The organism is Dactylosporangium aurantiacum (assembly GCF_000716715.1).
GTDB classification, from domain to species: domain Bacteria; phylum Actinomycetota; class Actinomycetes; order Mycobacteriales; family Micromonosporaceae; genus Dactylosporangium; species Dactylosporangium aurantiacum.
This window is the reverse complement of record NZ_JNYJ01000037.1, coordinates 1-25,163: the sequence shown is the minus strand read 5'-3', so window position 1 is coordinate 25,163 and position 25,163 is coordinate 1. Positions and strand designations below refer to the sequence as shown.

The following is a 25,163-nucleotide window of genomic DNA, read 5'->3' as shown; positions in this document are numbered from 1 at the left end:
GGGGCTCGGGTGGGGCTCGGGTGGGGCTCAGGTGGGCGTGATGACGCGGTGGCGGACCGCCCACAGCGCCGCCTCGGTGCGCGACGCGGCGCCGGTCTTGCGCAGCAGGTTGGACACGTGCACGGTGACGGTGCGGATCGAGATGCCCAGGGAACTGGCCACCTGCTGGTTGGACATGCCGGCGGCGAGGCAGCCGAGCACCTCGATCTCCCGGGCGGTCAGGTCACCGCCGGCGCGCAGGCTGTGCAGCAGCGTCTCCGCCTCGGCCAGCCGCCACCCGGGCCAGTGCACGAGCAGCGCCACCGCCCGCTCCGCGTGCTGCCGGGCGTCGGCGGCGCGGCCCAGCCGCAGCAGGGCGTGCGCGGCCGCGGTGTGCACGGCGGCGTCGTACGGTGCGGCCTCCACCACCTCGACGGTGCCCGCGGTGTCGCCCCCGGCCGGCCCGTCGCCGTGGCGCAGGGCGGCCGGCAGCAGCTCGACGGCGGCGGCGTCCCGGCCCGCCGCGACCGCCAGGAGCAGCCGCAGCTGCGGTGCCGCGCCGACCGCGTCACCGACGAGGTCCTCGACCGTCGCGGCCGGCACCCCGCCGTGCAGCGCCCACCGGGCCGCCTCGACCAGCCGGGCCGGCCGGCACCGGCCGACGCACTCGGCCAGGGCCAGGGCGGGGTCGACGGGGTGCACGCCGCGGGCCGCGACCGCCACCCGCAGCACCCGGACCAGGCCGACGTCGCGGCCCTCGCCGTCGGCTCGGGCGAGCAGCCGCACCGCGAGGGGGTCGTCGCCGCGCTCGACGGCGAGCAGCCCGGCGGTCGCCGCGAACCGCACCCGCTCCACGGGGTCGGTCTCGATCGGCAGCCGGGACCACACGAGGGTCTCCGCCCGGGCCAGGTCGCCGGTCCGCAGCGCGTGCGCGACGCCGAGCGCGGTCGTGCGCCCGGCGCAGAACTCCAGGCCGGACCGGCCGATCGCGGCCATCGCCTCGTCGAACAGCCGCCGCCCGGTCACGTCGCCGAGCCCGGGCAGGTCGACGGCCACCAGGTTGTTGACGGCCCGGCCCACGGTCACCGGATCGCGGTCGTGTTCGGCGATCTGCCGGCAGGCGTGCAGCAACGCCACGCCCCGGTCGCGCGCACCGCCGAACGCGAGCGCCGTGCCGAGCGTGACCCCGGCCGACGCGATGCTCTCCCCGGACTGCTCGGCGGCGACCATGGCGGCCTCGGCGAGCGGCACCACCTCGACCGGCGCCCGGGTGCGCAGCGCGCTCGCCGCCTCCGCCGCCAGCTGCCGCGCCCACGCCGCCGCGATCCCGCCGTCACCGGCGTCGCCGTCCGCGCCGCCCGCCGCGTCGTCGGCCGTGGTGCCGTCCGTGCCGCCGCAGGCGTCGGCCGTGGTGCCGTCCGTGCCGTCATTCCTGGCGCCGTAGGCGTCGGCCGTGCCGCCGTCCGGGGCGGCTGCCGCGCCGGCTACCGGGCCGGCGCCGGCCGGACCGGTGGCCGCGGCGAGGGTGGCGCGGGCGTCGGCGAGGGCGGTCAGGTGGCCGGGGCGGTCGGCGAGGCACCAGCGGATCTCGGCGGCGAGCCGGTGCGCGTCGGAGGTCTCGACCGCGCCCGCGGCCTGGCGCAGCCAGTCCGCCGCGTGCCGCTCCGCGACGGTGAACCGGCCCGCCACGAACGCCGCCACCGCGCCGGCCCGGGCCAGCTCCCGGCCGGTCGGTGCGGCACCGGGGCCGGCGGCGCGCAGCCCCAGGCCGACCAGTTCCAGGGCGGCGTCCGGCAGGCCCGTCGCGAGGCTGGTCAGCGCGCCCCGCACCGCGGCCGCGGACGCCTCCCCGAGCCGGCCGAGCGCGGCGGCGTGCCTGGCGAGGGCCGCGTCGTCGCCCAGCTCGACCGCGAGGGCCCGGGCCAGCCCGTGCACCCTGGCCCGCTCGCTGGGCAGGGCGCTGCGGGCGAGGGCCTCGCGCAGCAGCGGGTGGCGGAACCGCAGCGGACCCGCCGGGGCCAGGTCGGGGGCGATGACCAGCATGCCGAGGTCCAGCAGCCGGCGCAGCGCCGGCTCGATCTCGCCCTCGCACACGTGCACGAGCACGTCGGTCTCGACCGGATCGCCGAGCAGCGCCGCGGCGCGGGCCACCCGGCCGACCAGGGCCGGCTCGCCGGCGAGCGGCTCGACGAGCAGGCCGGCGACGTGCGCGGGCAGCGGCGCGCCGGCCAGGTCGCCCCGGGCGGTGACCAGCTCCGTCAGCCAGAACGGGTTGCCGCCGGTGCGGTTCAGCAGCGCCCGGACCGTCTCCGGCGGCGGGGTGCCGCCGCGGTGCGCCTCGACCAGCTCGGCGGTCTCCCGGGCGTCGAACGGCGCCAGGTGCGCCCGCACCACCGACGGCGCGCCGCTGAGCCGGCGCAGCGTCCGCGCGGCCGCCGGCGCGAACGCGGCCTCCTGCGGCGGGCGGCTGGTCACCAGCAGCAGCGCCGGCAGCGCGGCGGTCGCGGCGAGCTCGCCGATGAGCGTCAGGCTGGCCGGGTCGAGGTCGTGCAGGTCCTCCACGACGAGCACGCCGCAGCGGCCGTCCAGCAGCGTCCGGACCACGTCGACGGCGGCCCGCAGCATCGCGGCGGGCGCGAGCCGGGTCCCGGCGCCGGCCGTGGGTGAGCGCTGCGCCAGCTCGGGCGGCACGCCACCGTCGACGGGGTGCCCGCTGAGCACCGAGGCGAGCCAGTCGTGCGGTGCGGCGCCGAGGGTACGGGCAGCGCCGGCGAGCACCACCGGCGGCCGGGGCTCCAGCCGGTCCAGCACCTCGGCGACCAGCCTGCTCTTGCCGCTACCGGCCTCGCCCGTGACCAGCACGACCCGCGGGCCGGCGGGTGCCGCGAGCGGTCCGGCCGCCGGTCCCGGCCGGCCGGCCAGGGCCGCCCAGGCGTCCATGATCTCGGCGAGCTCCTCGGCTCGTCCGATGAACGGGGTGGCGGGCATGCGGCCACGATACGCAGAAGTGCGTACAGACGCCGTGTGCGCCGGTCGGGCACGCTGACGACCATGGAAGCGTCGCAGCCGCGCCCCCTCGCGCTGGAGTGGGCCGCCAGGACCGAGGTCGGGATCGTCCGTAGCAGCAACCAGGACTCGATGTTCGCCGGTGGGCGGCTCCTGGCGGTCGCCGACGGCATGGGCGGCATGGCGGCCGGCGACGTCGCCAGCCGGCTGGCGATCGAGGCGATGACCCCGCTCGACGAGGAGTTCGCCGGCAGCGACCTGCTGACCGCCTTGCGCACCGCGGTGTCCGACGCCAACCGGCGCATCCGCGACGAGGTCGAGGCCGACCCGGAGAAGCAGGGCATGGGCACGACGCTCACCGCCATCCTCTTCTCCGGCGACCGGGTCGGGCTCGTGCACATCGGCGACTCGCGGGCGTACCTGCTGCGCGGCGACGACTTCGAGCAGGTCACCCGCGACGACACGTACGTGCAGATGCTGGTCGACGAGGGCCGCATCACGCTCGAGGAGGCCGCGACGCACCCGCAGCGGTCGCTGGTCAGCCGGGTCCTGCAGGGCCAGCCGACCGACCCGGTCTACTCGGTGGTCCCGGCCCGCGCCGGCGACCGCTACCTGCTGTGCAGCGACGGGCTGTCCGGTGTGCTGCGGGCCGAGACGATCGAGGAGGTCCTGCGCGAGTACGCCGACGTCGACGAATGCGTCGAGCGGCTCGTCGACCTCGCGCTGCGCGGCGGCGGGCCCGACAACATCACCGCGGTCGTCGCCGACATCGTGGGCGACGACGTGCCCGAGCCGAAGGGGCTGCGGCACCGGTTGAAGAGCTGGCTCGGCCGCGACCAGGTCAACGGCGCCCGCCTGCCGGCGTGATCGCCCTGCCGGGGACCTTGACGTCCTGCGGGCTCCACGCGGCGACCCGCTGGGCGGCCGACGCGGCCATCCGGTCCGGGGTCAGCCGGACCAGGGCCCGCGCGAGCGCGCCGGTCAGCCTGCCCTTCGCCCCGGCGACCCGCCCGACCTGACGCGACCGCCGCGACACGGCCGCGGTGCGCGGGCGGCGCTGCTGGTCGTACACCTGAAGCGCGGACGACACAGCGGCACCCTTCGGCAGCAGGACGGCCAGGGTGACGGCGTCCTCCAGGGCCTGGCACGCGCCCTGACCCAGGTTGGGCGTCATGGCGTGCGCGGCGTCGCCGACCAGCGCGACCCGCTCGCCGAAGCGCATCGGGGCGACCGGGCGCAGCTCCCGCAGCGGATGGTGCAGCAGCTGCTCGGGTGCCGTCGCGGCGAGCAGCCGGCCGACCGGGTCGTGCCAGCCGGCGAGCACCGCCCTGAGCTCGGCGAGCTGCTCGGCGCGGGTGCCGGTGCGCAGCGGGCCGGGCGCGGCGACGTACCAGTAGACGGTGCCCCGGCCGGTCGGCGCGTACCCGAACCGCCAGCCGCGTGGCCCCATGGTCTCGCCGCCGCCGTCGACCTCGGCGCGGACCATCGCCCGCCACGCCACCTGCCCGCTGTCGGTGACCCGCACGTGCGGGGCGTACGCGGCCCGCACCACGCTGCCGATGCCGTCCGCGCCGACGACGAGGTCCGCGTCGCCGAGCGCGCCGACGTCGGTGACCGGGTGCCCGGTGCGCACCGTCGCCGGCAGCCCGTCGAGCAGGATCTCGTGCAGGTCGGCGCGGTGCAGCATGACCGCCGGCGCGGCGAGCTCGACCCGGCTGAGCCAGCGCCCGTGCCAGGCGCGCAGGCCGCCGCCCCGGACGCGGGCGCCGGCCCGCTCGACCGCGGCGCCGATGCCGAGGTGGTGCAGGGCCCGCATCGCGTTGGGCCACAGCGAGATGCCCGCGCCGATCTGGCCCAGGTCCGGCTGCCGCTCCAGCACGGTGACGTCCCAGCCCTGCCGCCCGAGGCCGCGGGCCGTGGCCAGCCCGCCGATGCCGCCGCCGATCACGATCGCGTGCACTGCCGCCCCCTCCGGGATTACTACATCTGTAGCAACTGACGCTACACCTGTAGCATCGCCGGGGTGAACGTTCGTGACGCGGATCGCAAGACCCGCCTGGCCGACGCGGCCATCGAGGTGGTCGGCACCGGCGGCGTCCGGGCGCTGACCCACCGGGCCGTCGACACCAGGGCCGGGCTGCCGCAGGGCACCTGCAGCTACCACTTCCCGAGCCGGGCCGCGCTGCTCACCGCCGCGCTGACCCGCATCGCCGCGCTGGACCTCGCCGACGCGGCCGCCGGTTCTCCCGCCGGTTCCCGCGGCGGTGACCTCGGCGGTGATCTCGGGGTGCTGCTCGCCGCCTGGGCCGGGCCGCAGGCGACCAGGACCAGGGCCCGGTTCATGCTCATGCTCGACCCGCAGGCCCGCGCGGAGCTCGGCGACTCGGCGGACACCCTCGCCGGCGGGTTCGTGCGGCGGGCGACCGAGCTGTTCGGCTCCGAGGACCGGGCCCGGCTCGCCATCGCGCTCGTCGACGGGCTGCTGCTCGACGAGCTGACCCGCGGCGCGCTCACCGGCGAGCAGCGGGCGGCCCGCCTCGCCGCGATCCGCGAGATCCTCACGGTCGGGCAGTAACCGCGGGCGGATCTCCTCGTTGGCCTCAATAGGCACGAATCCCCCCGTGCCCATCGCCTCGCGAAAGCGACACGACCGTGGTCAGCAACCCGCGCACGTTCTGGCTCGTCCTGGTCACCGCGGTCGCCGCGTTCAGCGCCGCGGCCGCCGCCGGCCCGGTGCTGTCCCTCGGCGCCGTGGCCGCCGGGGTCGCCGCCGGCTCCCTCGTCCACGCCGGTGCCCTCATCCGGCTCGCCCTGCGCGTCCACCACGGCCGGGGCAGCTTCGGCCCGTGCCGCGGCGCCGGGTTCCTCGGCATGGGCGCCCTGTTCACCGGCGTCGGTGTCGCCGCGGCCGGCGCGGCCGCGCTGACGCCGTCGATCGCCGCGCCCGGCCGCGTCGCCGCCGTCACCACCCTGGTCGCCGCGCCCACGTTCCTGCTCGGCCTGCTCCTGCTGCCGGGCACCGCACCCACCGTCCGCGCCCGGCTGCGCCGCCTGCTCGACGGCGCCGGCATCGGCGTCACGTTGTGCTACAGCGTCTGGGTCCTCGCCACCGCGCCGGCCGCGTCCACCCTCGCTGGCCCGCTGCCGCTGACCGTCGCCGTCACCTGCTGCGTCGCGGTCTCCGTCGCCGTCGTCACCGGCCTGCGCGCGGTCCGGCACCGCCCTGCGGCCCTCGGCTGCGCCGGCGGCGCCGCGCTGTCGATCGTCGGGCTCGGCGTCTTCACCGTCCTGCTGTCCGCGCTCGACGGCCCCGGCGACCTGTTCGGCCCGGCCAGCGGCCGGATCTGCGCCGGGCTCGCCGCCGCCGGCCTCGCCCTGCTCGCCGGGCCGTTCCTCATCCTCACCGGCGCGCGGCGCGCCGACGACGCGCCCAGCAGCCCGCACGCCGCCGACAGCGACGGCACCCTCGCCGGCTACCCGCTGCTCATCGGCCCGGCCCTGCTCGCCGTCGCGGTGTCCGTGCTGCACCTGCTCACCGGCGGCCGGTTCGACCGCACCGCGATCGGTCTCGGCTTCGCCGCCGTCGTCGCCGTCGCGCTGCGCGAGGCGCTCGCCGCCCGGGACATCCGCCGGTACGCGCGCACCCTCGCCACCCGCGAGGCCCACTTCAAGACGCTGGTCGCGGGCTCCACCGACGTCACCGTCGTGCTGGACGCCGAGCTGATCGTGCGCTGGCAGTCACCGGCCGCGGCCCGCCAGTTCAGCCTCTCCGACCAGGACGTCCTCGGCCGGCCGTTCGTCGGCCTGCTGCACCCGGCCGACGCCGGCCCGGCCACCGGGGCGCTGCACGCCGTCCTCGCCGGCGAACAGCACGTCCTGGTCCAGGCCCGCCTCCGCGACGGCTTCGGGCGCTGGCGCGACACCGAGTCCACCGTCAGCGACCAGCGCGCCGCCCCCGAGGTCGCCGGGGTCGTCGTCCACGTCCGCGACGTCGGCGACCGCGCCCAGCTGCAGCGCAGCCTCGACGAGGTGACCTGGACCGACGAGCAGACCGGCCTGGCCAACCGGCGCAAGTTCCTGGCGGCGGTCACCGAGGCCCGCGGCACCACCACCGCCGGCTCCGTGCTGCTGGTCGAGCTCGACCGGTTCGAGAGCGTCGCCGACCTGCACGGCCCCACCGTCGCCAACGCCGTGCTCATCGAGGCCGCCCGCCGGTTGCGTACCGCTGTCGGCCGCGACGACCTGCCCGCCCGCCTCGGCGGCGCCGGGTTCGGCGTGCTCACCGGCGCGTCGCTGGTGCACGCGTTCGCGCTCGCCACGCGGCTGGCCACGGCGCTGGCGGAGCCGTTCCACCTGCCGGGGCACACGGTGCACCTGGCCGCGGACGTGGGGGTCGCCGATCTGTTCGGTGCCTCCGACGGGTCCTCCGGTGCTTCCGGCCTTTCCGGTGCGTCCGGCTTCTCCGGTCCGTCCGGCCTTTCCGGTGTTTCGGGGCTGTCCGGTGCCTTCGACCTCGGGGCGGAGGGGGTCCTGCGGCACGCGGACATCGCCCGGCGGCGCGCCCGGCAGGTCGCCCGGGGCCGCGAGGGCGGTCGGGTCGAGTGCTACGACAGGTCGTTCGAGGCGGCGCTCGTGCGCCGTACCGACATGGAGCAGCAACTGCCCGGGATCGTCGGCCGCGGCGAGCTCGACCTCGTCTACCAGCCCGTCGTCGAGCTCGCCCAGCGCCGGCCGGTCGGCGTCGAGGCCCTCCTGCGCTGGCGGCACCCCCGACTCGGCGTCGTGCCGCCGCAGGAGTTCCTCCCCGTCGCCGAGGAGCTCGGCCTCGCCGACGAGCTCGCCGAGTGGGCCCTGCACCAGGCGTGCCGCCAGCTGTCCCGCTGGCGCGCCGACGGCCGCGACCTGTGGATGTCGGTCAACGCCTCGGCCCGCCAGCTCGCCGCCGCCGGCTGGCTCGCCACCGTCGCCACCGCCGTCGACACCCACTGCGTCCCCGCCGAGTCGCTCATCATCGAGGTCGCCGAGGCGTCCCTGCCCGACGACGCCGGCGCCGTGGAGCAGCTCGCCGGCCTGCGCGCCCTCGGCGTCCGCACCGCGATCGACCACTTCGGCACCGGCCCCACCGCCCTCGCCCACCTGCGCCGCCTCCCGGTCGACGTGCTGAAGATCGACCAGGTGCTGTTCAGCGAACCGGCCGGCCAGCGCGCCCCAGCCACCCCGATCGTCGACGTGGTGGTCAGCCTCGCCCGGCGCCTCGGCATCGACGTGATCGCCTGCGGCCTGGAGACCGAGTCGCACGTCGACGTGGTCCGCGCCGCCGGCTGCCAGCTCGGGCAGGGGTACCTGCTGAGCCGCCCCGACCACGCCGAGCACGTCGAGGCGTTCCTGGAGCGGCACCGGACCAGGCTGTTCTGAACCCCGCCGTCGTGCCGCACCCGCATGGCCGGCGGTGCGGGCAGCCTCCATGCAGCCGGACCGATAGGCTGCCGGCGTGGAAGCAGCGGGACCGCTCCGGGTCATGGTGGTCGACGACCACCCGATGTGGCGTGAGGGCGTCGCCCGGGACCTGGCGGAGGCGGGCTACGAGGTCGTCGCCGCCGTCGGCGAGGGCGCCCAGGCGGTCCGCATCGCCGGGTCCGTCCGCCCCGACGTCGTCGTCCTCGACCTGCAGCTGCCCGACCGGTCCGGGGTCGAGGTCATCCAGGGCCTGCTGGCGTCCTGCCCCGAGGTGCGGATCCTGATGCTGTCCGCCAGCGGCGAGCAGCAGGACGTGCTCGACGCGGTCAAGGCCGGCGCGACCGGCTATCTGGTGAAGTCGGCGGCGAGGGAGGAGTTCCTCGCGGCGGTGCGGCGCACGGCCGAGGGCGACGCCGTGTTCACGCCCGGGCTGGCCGGGCTGGTGCTCGGCGAGTTCCGGCGGCTGGCGACGGTGACCCGGGCCGAGGACCCCGACGCGCCGCGGCTGACCGAGCGGGAGACCGAGGTGCTGCGGCTGGTCGCCAAGGGCGTCACGTACAAGGAGATCGCGGAGCGCCTCGTGCTGTCGCACCGCACGGTGCAGAACCATGTGCAGAACACCCTGAACAAGCTGCAGCTGCACAGCCGGGTCGACCTGGTGCGGTACGCCATCGAGCGCGGCCTCGACGACTAGCCGGCTGTCCTTCCCGCCTGTCCTCAGACGCCGTAGATGTCGAGCAGGTAGTGCCCCAGGACGGTCTCGGTGCGCAGGTCGAGGACGAGGACCAGGAACACGTTCGGGGTCTCACAGTTCACCAGGACGTGCTGCAGCTCGCCGACGGGCATCTGCCAGGCGTAGTTGACGCTGCCCTCACTGAAGTCGTGCCCGCCCAGGTGCTCCTCCGGGATAGCGTCGAAGTAGGGCCAGAAGTCGAACGGCGGCTCGTCGTCCGGACCGATCTGTATCGGCTCGGGCTCCATCGTCGCCTTGTACTCAGCCTCGGAGAGCAACCGCATCCCGCCAGCATGCCCCGTCGCCACCACGACAGGAAGATCCCGGTACTCAGACGAGGATGAGTACCGCACCCGATACCCGCAACGACCTTGCAGCGCCATCCTGACGGCATGATGACGTATCCGTGCCCGTTCTGCGGCGGCCAGGCCGACCTGGAGGCCGGCTGCTCCGGCTGCGGTCGTGCCCCGTTCCCGGATGCCGCCGAGGTGGTACGGCTCGGCACCCGCGCCGACGAGCTCCTCGCCGAGGTCGAGGCGGCCCGCGCCGACCTGGACGAGGCCCGCAGCAGGTACGGCGCCGCGGTCCAGCGACTGAACGCCGTCCGCGCCCAGCGCAACCTGCTTGCGGCACGGGTCAGCCAGGCGGTGCAGGCGGCCAGGGGCGCGCTCGCCCCCGCGCCCCCCGCGCCGGTACGGCCGCTCCCGCCGGTGAGCTCCGCCCCTGGCGCTGCGGCCGTCTCGGGCGCCGCGGGTGCCGCCGGCGTCTCAGGTGCCGCGGGGGCTTCGGGTGGCGCCGGCGCCGTGGCGGCCGCGGGGGCTCCCGGCGCGCCGGGTGGCCGTTGGCCGGTTGCCGTCCCCGCCGCCGGGCAGGCCGAGACCAGTCCCCGGACCGTGCAGAACCTGCTGTTCATCCTCGGCGGCCTGCTGCTCGGCAGCGCCGCGATCGTGTTCGCGGCGGTCGCCTGGGCGAGCTTCGGCGTGGTCGGCCGGGCCGCGATCCTGGCGACGATCACCCTCATCACCCTCGCCGTGCCCCCGGTCGCGCTCTCCCGCGGCCTGCGGTCGACGGCGGAGACGTTCGCCGCGCTGGGCCTGCTGCTGGTGCTGCTGGACGGCTACGCGGCCTGGTACGTCAACCTCGCCGGCCTCGCCGACGCCACCGGGCCCAGGACGTACGCGGGGCTGGTCTGCGCGGTCACCGCCGTCGTCGCCGGCGGCTACGCCGTCGCAACCGGCTTGCGGGGCCCCCGCTTCGCGGCCCTCCTCGCGGCGCAGCCGGTGCTGCCGCTGCTCGCCGCCGAGCGGTCGTTCGAGGCAACCGGGTGGACGTTCACGTTCGCCGCCGTCGCGGCGCTGGACCTGCTGCTCGCCCGTACCGTGGAGAAGGCCGCCTGGATCGGTGCCGGACTGGCGGTCACGCTCGCCGTCCCGCTGGGCTTCGTCGCGTTGACCACCGTCGACGGCGTGCCCGCCGTCCTCGGCGCCGCCGCCGCGATGCTCACCCTGGCCGCCGTCATCGTCGCCGCCGGCCTCGTGCACCGCGTCACCGCGCATGTCGGTGCCGGGGTCGCGGTGTGCATCGTCGCGATCGTCGCCGTCCGGGTCCTCGCCGAGGTCGTCACGGACCAGCAGGCGCTCGCGTTCGCCTGCGTGCCGGTGCTGATCGCGCTGGCCGTCGCCGTGCTGCCCGACCGCGTCCGGGCGGGCGCCAGGACCGGCGCCTTCGTCGTCGCCGGCGCGACCGCCGTCCCGTACACCGTCGCGGCCCTCGTCGCCGCCGCCTCCGCCGTGGGCCGCGCACTGCCCGCCTGGCACGGCCCCGTGTCCACGATGGACAACCTGTACTCGTGGCAGGTGCCGGTCGCCCTGCTGCCGATCGCGGCGGCGTTCCTCGTCCTGTCCCGGTCCCGTTGGGTGGTGTGGCCGGCGGTGGTGCTCGTGGGGTTCGCCGTCCCGGGGGCGTTCGACGCGCCGCTGCCGGTGGTGTCCGCGCTGGACTTCGCGGTGCTCGCCGCGCTGTCCGTGGCAGCGCTGCAGTGGTCGGCGCGGCCGGCGACCGCTCCCGTCCCGCCGGCGGCCGGTGGTCAGGTGACCGGGGCCGCGGAGATTGCAGACCACCCGGCCGGCGTGCCGACCACCGATGGTTCAGCTGCTGGTGGTTCAGCCGCCGGTGGTTCAGCCGCCGGTGGTTCGGCTGCGGAGTGGCCGGCGACCGGCGGCTGGACGGCGGTCGACGCTCCGGACGCCGTCACTGCGGACGCCTCGGGCTCGACCGGCGGGAAGCCGGACGTGGCGGGCCGGCCCGCGTTCGATCCCGTACGAGGCGTCCCGTTCGGTGCGGGCTCGCCGCCCCTGGCCGGGCAGCCGGTCGCCGTGCGGCAGCTGTGGGTGACCCCGCCGGCCGGGTGGTGGGCCGCCGTCTCACTGCCGGTCGTGGCCGCGCATGCCGTCCTCACCGGGCTGGACACCCCACTCGCGACGCTGCTCACCATGGTGGCCCTGACCGGCCTGTGCGTGCTGCTCGCCCTGCGGGACAGGACGCCGCGCCTCGCGACCCCGGCCGTCACCGTCGGCCTCGCGGGGCTGCCGCTGCTCGCCGCGGCCGCCGTCCGGCTCACCGGCGCCGGCAGCGCCCTGCACGTCCCCGCGCCGATGTACGGCGCGGCCGCCGGACTCGCGCTCGCCACCGTGCTCGTCGCCACGCTCCGAACCAGATCCAGCGCGGCTGTGTCCGGCACGGCGGCGGTGTCCGGCACCGCGGCTGTGTCCGGCACGGCGGCTGTGTCCGGCACGGCGGCTGTGTCCGGCACGGCGGCTGTGTCCGGCGCGGCGGCTGTGTCCGGCACGGCGGCGGTGTCCGGCACAGCGGCGGTGTCCGGCGCGGCGGCGGTGTCCGGCACTGCGGCGGTGTCCGGCGCGGCTGGCGTGTTCGGCGTCGCTCTCGCCGGTCTCGGCGTGACCCTCACCGCGGCCGGGCTGTCCGCGTCGGACGGCGGGCACCTGCCGTTCGGGGTGTTCGCGGCCGCGGCCGTGCTGTCGGCCTGGTCCGCGGTCACCGGGGGAGCCCCACGACGGGCGGTCGGCGCCGATCGGCCCCTGGCGACTCCCGGCGGTCCTACCTCGGTAGGACCGGTGCCTGCATGGTCCGTGCAGGCGGCGCTCCCCGCTGTCATCCCCGCGGCGGTCACGCTGCTGGCGGTCGGGCCGGCGGTGTTCGAGACGTTGCTGCGGCCGTACCGCTGGCTCGGGGCCATCTGGCAAGGCGCACCGGACGGGGTGGGGCTCGACCCGGGCGGGCGGTGGTGGGCCGGCGCGGCGCAGGCGTTCGGGCCCGGTCCGGCCGCCGCGGCGCTCGCCCTCGTCGCGGTGCTCGCGTTGCTCGTGGCCCGGCGCACGCGGGCGGCGGTGTGGACCCTCGCGGGCGCGCCGGCGACCATGGCGGTCGTGCTCGGCTGCCTCGCCGCCGAGGCGCCGTGGCCGGCCGTGCCGGCGGTGACCCTGGCGGGTGGGCTGGCCACCGCACTGGCCGCGGCCCTGGTGCGCCCACACGCCCGCGCCCTGCGGGTCAACGTCGGTGCGGTCACGTGCTGGTTCACCGGTGGGGCCGGACTCGCGGGCTGCCTGGCGACGAGACCCGCGACCCTCGCGGCCCTCGCGGCGGTCCTGGTCACCGCGGCCGTCGTCGGGGTCGCCGGGCGGACCTCGGTGGCCCGCACGCTCGGCTGGCTCACGGGTGCGGTCAGCGCCGGATGGCTGGCGTTCGCCGCGGCCCGGGCGGCGGAGCTGCCGCTGCGCTGGGCGGGCTACTGGGTGCTGCTCGCGGCCGCCGTCATCCTCGCGGCGGCGGTCGTCATCCGCCGGGTCCGACCCGCCGCAAGCGACGTGCAGCGTGGCGCGGTGCCGGGTGAGGCGCTGGTGCTGGAGGTGGTCGCGCACGCCACTGCGGTGGTCGCGTTCCTGCTCACCACCGCGGACCTGGCGGCGATGGCCGGGATCAGCAGCCTGTGGGGGATCGTCCTCGGGTTGCGGGCGCTGACCGGCGGCCCGCGGGTGGTGTTCGCCGGGGTGGCGGGCGCCGCGCAGCTGGTCGCGTACTGGCTGGTGCTCGCGTCCAACGACGTCGCCCTGCTGGAGGCGTACACGCTGCCGGCCGGTGCGGTCGCCGCCGCCGTCGGCTGGTACGCGGCACACCGGCGACCGGAGGGCGTGGAGCGGCTCGGCAGCTGGGTGGCGTACGGGCCGGCGCTGTTCGCGGCGTTCGGGCCGAGCCTCGCCTCGGTGCTGGTGAGCGAGGGCGAGCCGCTGCGGCGGCTGCTGCTGGGCCTCGGCGCGCTGGCCGTCGTCGTCGTGGGGGCGGTGCGCCGGCTGCAGGCGCCGGCGGTCGTCGGCGGGTCGGCCCTCGTGGTGATCGCGCTGCACGAGATCGCCGTGTACTGGGACCTGCTGCCGAGGTGGGCACCCCTCGCGGTGGCGGGTCTCGTGCTGGTCGCCCTGGCCACGACGTACGAGCGGCGCATCCGCGACGTCCGGCGCCTGCGGGCGGCGGTGACCCGCATGCGCTGACGGCCACGACGACCGTCAGCGGCGGGATCGGTCCGGCCGCCCACCGTGCGAAGCGGGGAAACGGTCAGACGGTGACGATCGTCTGGGTGCGGCGGGCCTGGTCCGCCGCGCTCAGGATGCCGGTGATGGAGGCCGCGTACCGCACGTCGCACGGGTGCGGCACACCGCCGGCCGCCGCGATCAGTGCCGTCACCGCGTGCCCGAACGCCGTGACGGGGGTGTCGGCGCCCCACGCGGGCAGGGTCAGGGCGCCGTGCTCGCCGTAGTACGAGAACCCGAACGTCGTCGCGTCGGGCGCGGCGTCGAGGGTCAGCGACAGCGTGCTCGCCGCGCCGCTGTCGTGCCGCAGGAGGAGGTGCACGGTGTCGTGGGGGCCGTCGGCGGCGCTGAGGTCGACGACGGGCCCGAGCAGCGGCAGGACGACCGAGAGGGCGTGCGGGCCGAGGTCCCACAGCCCGCCGTGCTCCCTGCGCCACGTCGATCCCGCATACGGGTTGCCGGGCTGGAAGATCGAGGCGTACATGGTGGCGTGCGCGGCGTACCAGCCACCGAGCGCCTCGTTGTCGCGCAGGAACTCGGCGACGGCGGGAATGAACCGGTTGGTGAAGAAGACCACGGACGCGACGCCGTTGTCGGTGACCGCGTCGACGACCGCGGACGCGGACTCGACGGTCAGTGCAAGCGGCTTGTCGAGCAGCAGGTGCTTGCCGGCGCGGGCGGCCCGGGCGGCGAGGTCGGCCTGGATCTGCGGCGGCAGCGCGATCGCGACCGCGTCGACGGCGTCGAGCAGCTTGTCGACGTCGTCGAACGCGGTGATCCCGAACGACTCGGCGACGGCGGCGGTCTTGGCGGGGGAGCGGCCCCAGACACCGACCAGGCTGGCCTCGGGGTGCGCCGCCAGGGCCACCGCCTGTGTCGTCGCAGCCCAGTGTCCCGTGCCCAGCACCCCGAATCGCATCCGGCCATTCTGCACGAACACCGCACCCCACCCACGCCAACCCCCGAACACCGCCGCAGCCGCCCGCCGCCGCCCGCCGCCGCCCGCCGCCCGCCGCCGCCCGCCGTCCGCAGCCGCCCGCCGTCCGCCGCCGCCCGCCGCCACGCGCCGCGCCGCCGCCCCGGAACCACGCCGCGGTCAGGAGCGGCCGGCTACGACCCGGGACCGTGCCGGTCGATCCACGCGTCGATGCGGCCCCACCACTCGTACAGCCAGTCGACGCGCTGCTCGTGACCGTCCGGCACCTGCGCGGCGTCCACCGACCACCAGCGCATCGTGATGGTGAGGTCGAGCGGCAGGTGCCGCCACAGGTCCCCGACGGTAAGCAGCTTGTCCAGGCCGGTGTGCGCGACCCAGATCACCCCGGCCTCCGGCGCGGCGTCGAGCGCGGCGAGGGTCCCGCCCGGCCGCGGCGCCACGACGTGCCGCATGCGACCGGCGCGCTCGGCCAGCGCGTGCAGGCCGAGGTCGCGCAGCCGCCGGATGGCGCGTTCCCGGCGGGTCGGGGTGAAGTTGCCGCCCTCCGGGAAGAGCACCAGGGCGTCGTTGTCGTCCAGGCCGGTCGCGAGGGCGGCGACCTGCGACGGGTCGCCGCCGCCGGCGGTGAGGAACAGGTTCGGCAGCCGGTTGAGGATGACGTCGATGACCGGGTCCCACTGCAGGGTGTGCTTGAGGACGATGCGCGGCTCCCGGTCGAACCAGTTGACCAGCGCGTGGATGAGCAGGAACGAGTCGCCGGGCCCGGCGTGCCGGCAGAACACCAGCTCGGGGCGGCCCGGCGCGGCGACGTCGGGGTGGGGGCCGACCACCGCGACCTTGACGCCGAGCGCCCAGCGGGCCTGCGCGTACAGCACCCGCAGGAACCAGCCGGTGAGCACGTAGTGGATCCGCTGGAACCGCGGCCCGCGCAGCTTCCAGCCGAACCCGCTGCCGACCCAGAGCCCGAACAGCACGACCAGCGCGACGGCCTCCAGCAGCAGGTAGACCGCCACCATCCAGGTGACCCGCAGGGCGCGCAGCCGTCCGGACCCGAACGGTGCCGCGACGGCGGCGGCGAGCAGCAGGACGGGCATCATGACGAGCACCACGAGCACGACGCCGAGGAAGACCGGGGCGAGCACGACGCGGCGCAGCCAGCGGGGCGGCACTACGCCGCCGCTTCCAGGTAGGCGCTCGTGGCCTGGTACGCGCGCTCGATGCGGGCCCGCGCGAGGGTCATGTCGCGGTAGGACAGCGGTGAGTCGTCGCGTGCGGAGCCGCCGCCGGTCGGTAGGACGTGCACGGTGACCTCGGGCGGCGCCTCGGACAGCTCGCGGGCGAAGCGGTGCCGCCGCGCGACCTCGAACGCGACCTGCGCGACCTCCCACGGCCGCCGCGGCGGCCGCAGCGGGCGCTCGATCCGGCCGACCTGCATGACGAAGACCGTCCTGGCCCCAAGGGTGACGGCGCGGCCGACGGGGACGGAATTGACGATCCCGCCGTCGATGAAATGCTCGTCCCCGAGGTGTACGGGCGGCAGCAGCCCCGGCACGGCCGAACTCGCGAGCACGGCCTCGACGACGGAACCCTTGTCGAACCAGTGCTCCGCGGCGCGTTCGATGCTGGCGGCGCAGCACTGGAACGGCACGGGCAGGTCGTCGAAGGTGGTGTCGGCGCCGAGCTCGCGGGTCAGCAGCCGCCGCAGCGGCGCCTGGGAGTGCAGGTGGGTGCGGCGGGCGAAGCGGCCCAGCTGGCGGGGCAGCGAGTCGCCGTACACGGTGCGGGCCTCCGGCGACACCCACAGCTCGGTGAGGCGCTCGGCGACCCGCTCGTCCGGGTCGGCGGCGACGGCCGCGCCGTTGAACGCGCCGATCGACGTGCCGACGACGAGGTCGGGACGGATCCCGGCGTGCAGCAGGGCGCGCACCATGCCGACCTCGACCGCGCCGAGGACGCCGCCGCCGCCGAAGACGAACCCGACAGGACCCGCGAACCGTTCAGGCACGGTTCTGAACGTAGCGCGACGGCGACGGCCCCGCAGTGCTCGTCGGGCGGCCGCTCGGCGGCGGGCCGCCGCCCCCGTCCTCGCCGGGCGGCGGCGGTGGCCGGTCCCCGTCGAACCCGCCGCCGCCGGGCGGGCCACCGCCTTCCGGCGGGCCCGGCGGGGTGGTCGCCTTCGGGCGGTTCTCGTCCTTCGGCGGGTTGACCAGGTCCGTCATCGGCGGGAGGGTGGCGCCGCGCCGCAGGTCGGCCCACCGGGTGTCGCAGGCGACGTCGTTGACGGTGAAGTCGGTCGGCAAGGGCTGCACCCCGCGGGCACCGTTCATGCCGACGGTGAGCGCCTTGCCGGGCGGCAGCGCGTAGGCGCCGGTCATCCGGACGCCGCCGCCCACCCGCTCCCAGGTGGCGAGGCCGCCGGTGATCTGCGTGATCTCCTGCCCGCCCGGGAGCAGGAAGTGCAGCCGCCACGGGTCGGCGGGCCGGTTGCCGGAGTTGGCGATGACGATGCGCGCGGCGAACCCCCGGTCCACGCCGTCGGCCGGCTCGGGCCGGCTGTAGTAGTCGATGCTGCACGCGGGCCTGGGCTCCCACGGCTTCCAGACGGCGAGGGCGCCCGCGCCGACGGCGAGGACCACGGCGAGGGCCGCGCCGAGGACGGCCCGCCGGCTGCGGCGCCTGGCGGCCCGCTGGCGCGGGACGGTCACCTCCCGGCCGAACGTCGCCTCCACCGGCTCACTCGGGCGCGGCACGGCGGTCGCGGGGGCGTGCACCTCCTGGGTGGAGGTGCCGTCCTCCCCGGGGAGGACCACGTGGATGCCGGTGGCGGCGGCGAGGGTACGGGCGACGTACGCCGCCGGCGGCCGCGTGGCGGGATCCTTCGCGAGGCACTGGGCGACGAGCTGCCCGATGTCGCGGGGCAGGCCGGGGATGTCGGGCAGCGGGTGCGGCGGCTCGTACACGTGGTTGGCGATCATCTGCGTCGGCGTGTCCGCGTGCCACGGCAGCCGGTCGGTGAGGCACCGGTAGACGAGCAGCCCGACGGTGTACACGTCGGTCGCCGGGATGACGCCGCCGCCGAGGAGCCGCTCGGGGGCCAGGTAGGCGGGCGTGCCGAAGACGGTGCCGTCCTCGTCGTCGGGGTCGAACGAGCCGGTGAGCCCGGCGACGCCGAAGTCGAGGATCTTCGCGCCGGCGGCGGTGAGCATGATGTTGCTGGGCTTGATGTCGCGGTGCACGACGTGGCGCTCGTGCGCGGCGGCGAGCCCGGCGGCGACCTGCGCGCAGATCTGGGTCGCCCGGCGCCACGACATGGGCCCGCTGCGCAGCCGGTTGGACAGCAGCTCGCCCTCGAGGAGCTCCATCACCACGTACGGGCGGCGGCCGTGGCGGCCCGCCTGCGCGTCGCCGGCTTCGCCGTAGTCGTGCACGGCGGTGATGTTGGGGTGCTGGAGCCGGGCGACGACCTGCGCCTCGGCCCGGATGCGCTCCCGGTTGCCGGGTTTGTTGGCGAGCTCCTCGGCGAGCAGCTTGATCGCGACGTCGCGGTCGAGCACGAGGTCCTGGGCCCGCCACACGACCGCCATGCCACCGGTGCCGACGGGTGCGATGAGCCGGTACCTGTTGCCGAGGACCTCGTCAGCCGTCCCGCTCACCCAAGTGCCGTCCTGATCGATTCCGGTCGCTATACCCCAGAGACCCTAATCGCCAACGCGCCCGGACGCGAGACCGCAAATGCGAACAGCCCCGGCAAAGTTCTCGCCGGGGCCGTTCAAAGATGCGACTCAGATCGTCAAAAGGTTGCCCTCGGGCACGACGATCTGCGGTCGGCCGTGCTCGAGGACCGCGGCGGCCTGCTTCGCGGCGAAGCCGGGGGCCTCGGTGATCGCGGTGCGGTAGACGTCGGCGGTGTTGGCCGCGATGGTGGACCAGCCGTACTTCTGGCCGACCATCGTGCGCGCCTTCTTGGCGACCCGGCGGGCGAAGGGCTCGTCCTCCAGGAGGGTGCCGACGGACGCGGCGAGCGCGTCAGGGCTCTTCGCCGGGAACGTCACGCCGGTCTCGCCCGGCTCGACGATCTCGGCGAGGCCGCCGGTCGCGGCGACCGCGAGCGGCGCGCCGGCCGAGGCGCCCTCGAGGGCGACCATGCCGAACGGCTCGTAGATGCTCGGCACCACCAGGGCGTCGGTGGCGGCCATGAGCGCCGGCAGCTCGCCCTCGCCCATGAACCCGGCGAAGCTGACCGCGCGTTGCAGCCGCAGCCGGCGTACGTCCTCCTGCAGTTCCGCGCGGTGCGGCCCGTCGCCGGCGATGACGACCCGCAGGCCGTTGTGCCGGGCGCGCAGCTCGGGCAGGGCGGCGATGAGGTCCTGCACGCCCTTCTCGTACACGAGGCGGCCGGCGTAGCCGATGAGGGGACCGTCGCCGGCGAACCTGGCGCGGGCGGCGTTGACGGCCCGGGACGGCGCCTTCCAGACACTGGAGTCCACGCCGTTGGCGACGACGGAGACCCGGGCCGGCGCGAGGTCGAGCAGCCGGGTCACCTCCCAGCGCATGTACTCGGAGCAGACCACCACACGGCAGGCCTCGTGGCCGAGCCACCACTCCACGGAGTGGATGCACTTGTTCATCTCGTCGGGCAGCCAGCCCTGGTGCCGGCCGGCCTCGGTGGCGTGGATGGTCGCGACCAGCGGCAGGTCGAGGCACTCCTTGAGGGTGACGGCGGTGTGCGTGACCAGCCAGTCGTGGGCGTGGATGAGGTCGTACTCGCCGGTCGCCGCGGCCCGCAGGGCGGCCCGGGTCAGCGTGTGGTTGAACGCCATCGTCCACGCCAGCAGCGTGGAGGTCGCGAGCGGGAACAGCGGCGGGTCCTCCGCCGCGCGGACGACGCGGACGCCCTCGGCGTACTCCTCCAGCGGAGCCCCGGGGGCGTGCCGGGTCACCACCGTGACCTCGTGGCCCGCCGTCACCAGCGACGTGGCGAGGGCGTGCACGTGCCTGCCCAGCCCGCCGACGACGACCGGCGGGTACTCCCACGAGAGCATCAGGATCCGCATCGGTCTCGCCGCACTTCCGATGTTCTGGTCCACGTGGCCGCCCCCACAGTTGAGTTGTTGATCAAAACGCCCGCCCTGTTACCCACGCGCGCCAACGCTGACACACGCAAATCAAACTCACGTGTGACGAGATGGGTGGGCTTGAGACTCATCCTGCCGGGCGAGGGTTACCGGGGAGGCAAATCTCATTTCTGGGGTGTAAAGGTCAGCCGACAATCCGCCTGACGCGCAGGGTCTCCGCGACGGACCACGCCTGGAACGGGCACCCGGTGGCCCGATGCGGAGCGAGCCCGTCCGCTGTCTCGCTGACCGAACCCACACCCCACTCCCACAGGTGCGCCTCGATACCGGCGAGCAGCTCGCGGTGGTCCTTCGCCTGACTGTGCCGCAGCGCGTCGACGTACGGGCCGGTCAGCCAGGGCCATACCGTGCCCTGGTGGTACGCCCGGTCCCGCTCGGCCGGCGACCCGCGGTGGGTGCCGGTGAACGCCGGGTCGTCCACCGCGAGCGAGCGCGGTCCAAGCGGCGTGAACAGGGAGAACAGCCGCTCCGGTACGGGGGTGCCGCGCAGCGGGGCGTGCGGCAGGCTCCACGCCAGCAGCTGGTTCGGGCGGGTCGCCGGGTCGTCGCCGTCGGGGCCGTCGACCACGTCGTACAGGGCCGCCGCATCCTGCACGTCGCTTGCGGCCCGCACGATGCGGTAGCGCGAGGCGAAGCTCGCCGCGGCCCGCTCGCGGAGCCGGTGCAGCCCGGCCGCGTCGCCGCCGAGGCGCTCCTTGAGCCCGGCGACGGCCGCGAGCCCGTTGATCCACAGCGCGTTGACCTCGACCGGCTTGCCGACCCGCGGTGTGACGGGGATCCCGTCGACCCTGGCGTCCATCCAGGTGAGCGCGACGCCCGGGGCGCCCTGCGTGACGAGGCCGTCCGTGGGGTCGACCCGGATGCCGTACCGGGTGCCGGCGACGTGCGCGGCGACGACCTGCTCCAACCCCGGCAGGACCTCCGCGGCCAGGTCCTCGTCGTCCGTGGCGGTGACGTGCCGCTCGACGGCGTGCAGGAACCACAGCGTGCCGTCGACGGTGTTGTACTCCGTCTGTCCGGTGTCGGCGGTGTTGGCCAGCATGCCCTCCGACAGCGTGGCGGCGTAGGCGCGCAGCAGCTCACGGCCCTCGTCGCACCAGCCGGTCGCCAGGAACAGCCCTTCGTAGCTGGTCATGGTGTCGCGCGCCCAGGTGCCGAACCACGGGTAGCCGGCCACCACGTCCGGCGCCCCCTGCGCGCCCGCGACGACGAACGCGTCGGCCGCCAGTACGAGCGCCGCATCCACATCGTCGCAAGCGTCGTGCGTCAACGACCGCGCCCGGTCCCGCGCGCGGTCGACGATCCGCCGCGCGCCGCGCGCCTCGCCGTCACCGGCCCACGCCTCGACCTCGACCGCCTCGCCGGCGCGCAGCGACGCGCCGAACTCCCCGGCGAACCAGAGGTCCTCCGCCGCGTTCAGCCCCCGCGCCGCCTCCTCGCGGGCGTAGGCACCCCGGTACCACTCGCCGCCGACCCGCCAGGAAGGCCCGTGCAGCCGGAACGCCCGCTCGACGACGGCGCCGTCCGCCGTGGACGCCACCACCGGCGGCGGGCCCGAGGCGCCCCGCTCGGCGTGTGCGTCACGCCACGTGACGAGCGCCTTCAGCGTGAGTTTCACCTCGTCCGGAGCGCTGAGGAGACGGTGCACGATGCCGACGTGCGACCGGCCGTGGACCATGGCGAGGGTGCGCTCCACGACGACCGGCCCGATCCGCCACCGCCACCGCGGCAACCCGTCGACCAGCTCGAACCGCTCGAGGAGGGTGTGGCCCTCGGGACTCACCACGCCGCCGCTCCACTCGTGGGTGGCGAGGGACACACTGGCGCCGGACGGCAGGGTCAGGACCGGGTCGAGCGCGGCGAGCCCCAGGTGCCGGCGGGCCGGCTGCCCGGGCTCCGCGACCACCAGCAGGCCGTGGTACCTGCGGGTCCGCAGCCCGGAGACGGTGCCCATCGCGTAACCACCGACGCCGTCCGTGACGAGCCACTCACGGGCCGCTCCGGCCGACAAATCACCGCATACCTGCGCACCGAACACCACCATGGGCACAATCTTGGTGGCAAAGGGTGGCAGGGCGCGAGCGACTCGCGACAAGATTATTGATCAAGGCAAGATTGGGTGGACCGACAAAAGCGACATCAGGCTACGACGAGACCTGCTCAACTTGAGCGAAACATCTGCGACGGAGAATGACTTCGTGATCGAGGACGATGGGAACGCTGAACGTCGCCGGCTGGCCGAGGCCGACAGCGGGGAGCGCCCATGGCGGGGCTGGGGGCCCTACCTGTCCGAGCGCGCCTGGGGCACGGTCCGCGAGGACTACAGCGCCTACGGCACGGCCTGGGACTACTTCCCGCACGACCAGGCCCGCTCCCGCGCGTACCGCTGGAACGAGGACGGGATGGCGGGCATCTGCGACGACCGCCAGACCTTCTGTTTCGCCCTCGCCCTGTGGAACGGCAAGGACCCGATCCTCAAGGAGCGGATGTTCGGCCTCGGCGGCGACCTCGGCAACCACGGCGAGGACGTCAAGGACTATTGGTGGTACCTGGACTCCACCCCCACCCACTCCTGGATGAAGTGGCGGTACCACTACCCGCAACAGGCGTTCCCCTACGACGACCTGGTCGCCGAGAACTGCCGCCGCGGCCGTGACGAGCCCGAGTACGAGCTGGTCGACACCGGCGTCTTCGACGAGGACCGCTACTGGGCGGTCGAGGTCGACTACGCCAAGGCCGGCCCGACCGACATGTGCATGCGCATCACGATCGAGAACAAGGGCCCCGAGCAGGCCAGCCTGCACGTGCTGCCGACCCTGTGGTTCCGCAACACGTGGGCGTGGGGGCTGCCCGGCCGCGACTACGAGCCCGAGATCCGCGCCAAGGACAACGGCCTGCTCGCCGAGCACCGGCTCCTCGGCCGCCTCGCGCTGACCGGCGACGGCACGCCCCGCCCGCTGTTCTGCAACAACGAGACCAACGGCGACCGCATCTGGGGCAAACCAGGTCGAAAGTTCCCCAAAGACGGCATCAACGACCACATCCTGCACGGCAAGGACACGGTCAACCCCGACCTGGTCGGCACCAAGGCCGCGCTGCACTACGTGATCACCGTGCCCGCCGGCGGCACCCGCGAGATCCGGCTCCGGCTGAACCTCAACGCCCCCGGCGCCAAGGACCTCGCCCCCGCCGACCTGCGCAACGACTTCGAGACCACCATGTCCCGGCGGGCCGCGGAGGCCGACGCCTACTTCGCCGCCCTCGTCCCACCGACCGCCACCCCCGAGGAGACGATGATCGTCCGGCAGGGCGTCGCCGGCCTCATGTGGGGCAAGCAGTTCTTCCACTTCGACGTGGCCCGCTGGCTGGAGGGCGACCCCGTCTCCGAGCCCCCGCCGGACAGCCGCCGCCACGGCCGCAACAGCCACTGGTGGCACATGAACAGCTGTGACGTGCTGTCCATGCCCGACCCGTGGGAATACCCGTGGTACGCCGCCTGGGACCTCGCCTTCCACTGCGTCGCCATCGCGCGCGTGGACCCCGGGTTCGCCAAGGACCAGCTGCTGCTGCTCCTGCGCGAGTGGTACATGCACCCCAACGGCCAGATCCCCGCCTACGAGTGGGCGTTCGGCGACGTGAACCCGCCGGTGCACGCGTGGGCCGCGCTGCGGGTCTTCGCCATCGACGGCTCCAAGGACTTCGACTTCCTCGCCCGCGTGCTGCACAAGCTGCTGCTCAACTTCACCTGGTGGGTCAACCGCAAGGACGCCGAGGGCAACAACGTCTTCGAGGGCGGCTTCCTCGGCCTCGACAACGTCGGCCCGTTCGACCGCTCGGCGGCACTGCCGGTCGGCGGCCGCCTCGAGCAGTCCGACGGCACCGCGTGGATGGCCATGTACGCCCTCAACCTGCTCGACATGTCCCTCACGCTCGCCGTGCACGACCGGGTGTACGAGGACATCGCCGCCAAGTTCCTCGAGCACTTCGCGTACATCGCCGACGCCGCCTACGAGTTCGGCCTGTGGGACGAGGAGGAGGCCTTCTTCTACGACGTGCTGCGCACCGCCGACGGCCAGCGCATCCCGCTGAAGGTCCGCTCCGTGGTCGGCCTGCTGCCGCTCACCGCCACCACCATCATCAGCTCCTCCACGCTGCGCCGCCTGCCCGACGTCGCCGCCCGCCTGCGCTGGTTCCTCACCAACAAGCCCGAGTACGGCGACGTGGTCGGCGCGAAGAAGAGCCGCGGCGGCCAGCAGCTGCGCCTGCTGTCGATGGTCGGCCCCGACCAGCTGATCCGCATCCTGCAGCGCATGCTCGACGAGGAGGAGTTCCTCTCCCCGTACGGCCTGCGCACCCTCTCCCGCGCCCACCGCGACCAACCCTTCACCGTCCACGTCGGCGAGGCGGACTACACCGTCGGCTACGAGCCCGGCGAATCCACCAGCGGCCTCTTCGGCGGCAACTCCAACTGGCGCGGCCCCATCTGGTTCCCGGTCAACTACATCCTCATCGAGGCGGTCCGCCGCTTCTCCGAGTTCTTCGGCGACGACCTGCAGGTCGAGTACCCCGCCGGCAGCGGCAAGATGGCCACCCTCAGCGCCGTCGCCGACGACCTGTCCCGCCGCCTGGTCAACCTGTTCCGCAACGACGACACCGGCCGCCGGCCCGTCTTCGGCGACGTCCCCCTCTTCCAGAACGACCCCGCCTGGCACGACCTGCTCCTGTTCTACGAGTACTTCCACGGCGACACTGGCGCAGGTCTGGGCGCGGCGCACCAGACGGGGTGGACGGCCCTGGTGATCGACCTGATCCTGAACCTGCACGCCCCACCCCACCCCCGCCCCGCCGACTACTGACGCGGCCCCGCCCCCGGTCCGGCGCCGACGACTGGCCCTGTCACCCGCACTGGAACCGTCCGTCCGGGCGGACAGCCGCAAGTGGCCGGGCCAACGGTCGGATCGCCACCGGGAGCGACGGCTGCCGGAGTGCCGGGCGATGAGCGACGCCGGTTGCGGGCGACGCCGGCTGGTGCTCCGCGGAACAGGTGGCGCCCGCCGGTGACGGAGAGGCGCTGGAACGACCGGTCCTGACCGACAGCCGGGCGCGGCGACGGCGGGGCGCGGCGACGGTGGGGCGTGGCGACGGTGGGGCGCGGCGACGGTGGGCGTGGCGGCGGCGGGCCGTGGCAACGGCGTGGCGCGGGGGCGGTGGGGCGCGGCGACGGTGGGGCGTGGCGACGGTGTGGCGGTGGGGCGCGGCGACGGTGGGGCGTGGCGACGGTGTGGCGGTGGGGCGCGGCGACGGTGGGGCGC

The 25,163-nt window shown here is 75.4% G+C and carries 14 protein-coding genes and 1 pseudogene; 6 read left to right on the top strand and 9 right to left on the bottom strand.

Features of this window, described 5'->3' with window-relative positions; all coding sequences use genetic code 11:
* Positions 1-27 precede the first annotated feature (27 nt).
* Positions 28-2,967: a helix-turn-helix transcriptional regulator gene (locus OP18_RS53495; RefSeq protein ID WP_052387768.1), complete on the bottom strand. Its 2,940-nt coding sequence runs from the start codon at positions 2,965-2,967 to the stop codon at positions 28-30.
* 63 nt (positions 2,968-3,030) lie between these two features.
* Here OP18_RS53495 and OP18_RS34690 point away from each other — a divergent pair.
* Positions 3,031-3,777 (top strand): annotated as a pseudogene (locus OP18_RS34690) (PP2C family protein-serine/threonine phosphatase); the annotation flags it as partial.
* A gap of 49 nt (positions 3,778-3,826) precedes the next feature.
* Here OP18_RS34690 and OP18_RS34685 read toward each other — a convergent pair.
* Entirely contained in the window at positions 3,827-4,945 is a 1,119-nt protein-coding gene (locus OP18_RS34685) for an FAD-dependent oxidoreductase (protein WP_052387766.1), read from the bottom strand.
* 63 nt (positions 4,946-5,008) lie between these two features.
* Here OP18_RS34685 and OP18_RS34680 point away from each other — a divergent pair, with 63 nt between their 5' ends.
* From OP18_RS34680 to OP18_RS34670, 3 genes are all read left to right on the top strand, one after another.
* Positions 5,009-5,560, top strand: a complete 552-nt coding sequence (locus OP18_RS34680) for a TetR/AcrR family transcriptional regulator (protein WP_052387765.1) — start codon at positions 5,009-5,011, stop codon at positions 5,558-5,560.
* A 77-nt stretch (positions 5,561-5,637) separates the two neighbouring features.
* Positions 5,638-8,400, top strand: a complete 2,763-nt coding sequence (locus OP18_RS34675) for a putative bifunctional diguanylate cyclase/phosphodiesterase (protein ID WP_052387764.1) — start codon at positions 5,638-5,640, stop codon at positions 8,398-8,400.
* 103 nt (positions 8,401-8,503) lie between these two features.
* Complete coding sequence (locus OP18_RS34670; RefSeq protein WP_033363369.1) at positions 8,504-9,136, top strand: response regulator; 633 nt, start codon at positions 8,504-8,506, stop codon at positions 9,134-9,136.
* 23 nt (positions 9,137-9,159) lie between these two features.
* Here the strand turns inward: OP18_RS34670 and OP18_RS34665 are convergent, their stop codons facing one another.
* Positions 9,160-9,459 (bottom strand): hypothetical protein, encoded by a 300-nt coding sequence (locus OP18_RS34665; protein ID WP_033363368.1) that lies wholly within the window; start codon positions 9,457-9,459, stop codon positions 9,160-9,162.
* Positions 9,460-9,567: 108 nt separating this feature from the next.
* Between OP18_RS34665 and OP18_RS57880 the strand changes: the two genes are divergently transcribed.
* Positions 9,568-13,740: an SCO7613 C-terminal domain-containing membrane protein gene (locus OP18_RS57880; protein WP_033363367.1), complete on the top strand. Its 4,173-nt coding sequence runs from the start codon at positions 9,568-9,570 to the stop codon at positions 13,738-13,740.
* Positions 13,741-13,804: 64 nt separating this feature from the next.
* Here the strand turns inward: OP18_RS57880 and OP18_RS34655 are convergent, their stop codons facing one another.
* The 6 genes from OP18_RS34655 to OP18_RS34630 all read right to left on the bottom strand — a co-directional run bounded on the left by OP18_RS34655 (position 13,805) and on the right by OP18_RS34630 (position 21,895).
* Complete coding sequence (locus tag OP18_RS34655) at positions 13,805-14,698, bottom strand: Gfo/Idh/MocA family protein (RefSeq protein ID WP_033363405.1); 894 nt, start codon at positions 14,696-14,698, stop codon at positions 13,805-13,807.
* 191 nt (positions 14,699-14,889) lie between these two features.
* Positions 14,890-15,885: a 1-acyl-sn-glycerol-3-phosphate acyltransferase gene (locus OP18_RS34650; protein WP_033363366.1), complete on the bottom strand. Its 996-nt coding sequence runs from the start codon at positions 15,883-15,885 to the stop codon at positions 14,890-14,892.
* Positions 15,885-16,721, bottom strand: a complete 837-nt coding sequence (locus tag OP18_RS34645; RefSeq protein WP_033363365.1) for a patatin-like phospholipase family protein — start codon at positions 16,719-16,721, stop codon at positions 15,885-15,887. Before OP18_RS34645 ends, OP18_RS34650 begins: the two co-directional genes overlap by 1 nt.
* A complete protein-coding gene (locus OP18_RS34640) occupies positions 16,714-18,369 on the bottom strand; it encodes a protein kinase domain-containing protein (protein WP_052387763.1) in 1,656 nt (551 codons plus the stop codon). The genes OP18_RS34645 and OP18_RS34640 overlap by 8 nt, the downstream gene beginning before the upstream one ends.
* Before the next feature lie 129 nt (positions 18,370-18,498).
* On the bottom strand, positions 18,499-19,770 hold the full coding sequence (locus OP18_RS34635; protein WP_052387762.1) for a glycosyltransferase family 4 protein: 1,272 nt from the start codon (positions 19,768-19,770) through the stop codon (positions 18,499-18,501).
* A gap of 205 nt (positions 19,771-19,975) precedes the next feature.
* The gene (locus OP18_RS34630) at positions 19,976-21,895 is read right to left on the bottom strand and encodes an amylo-alpha-1,6-glucosidase (RefSeq protein ID WP_033363363.1); all 1,920 of its coding nucleotides are present in this window, start codon (positions 21,893-21,895) and stop codon (positions 19,976-19,978) included.
* A 154-nt stretch (positions 21,896-22,049) separates the two neighbouring features.
* Between OP18_RS34630 and OP18_RS34625 the strand changes: the two genes are divergently transcribed.
* Positions 22,050-24,707, top strand: a complete 2,658-nt coding sequence (locus OP18_RS34625; protein ID WP_033363362.1) for an MGH1-like glycoside hydrolase domain-containing protein — start codon at positions 22,050-22,052, stop codon at positions 24,705-24,707.
* The last annotated feature ends 456 nt before the right edge of the window (positions 24,708-25,163 follow it).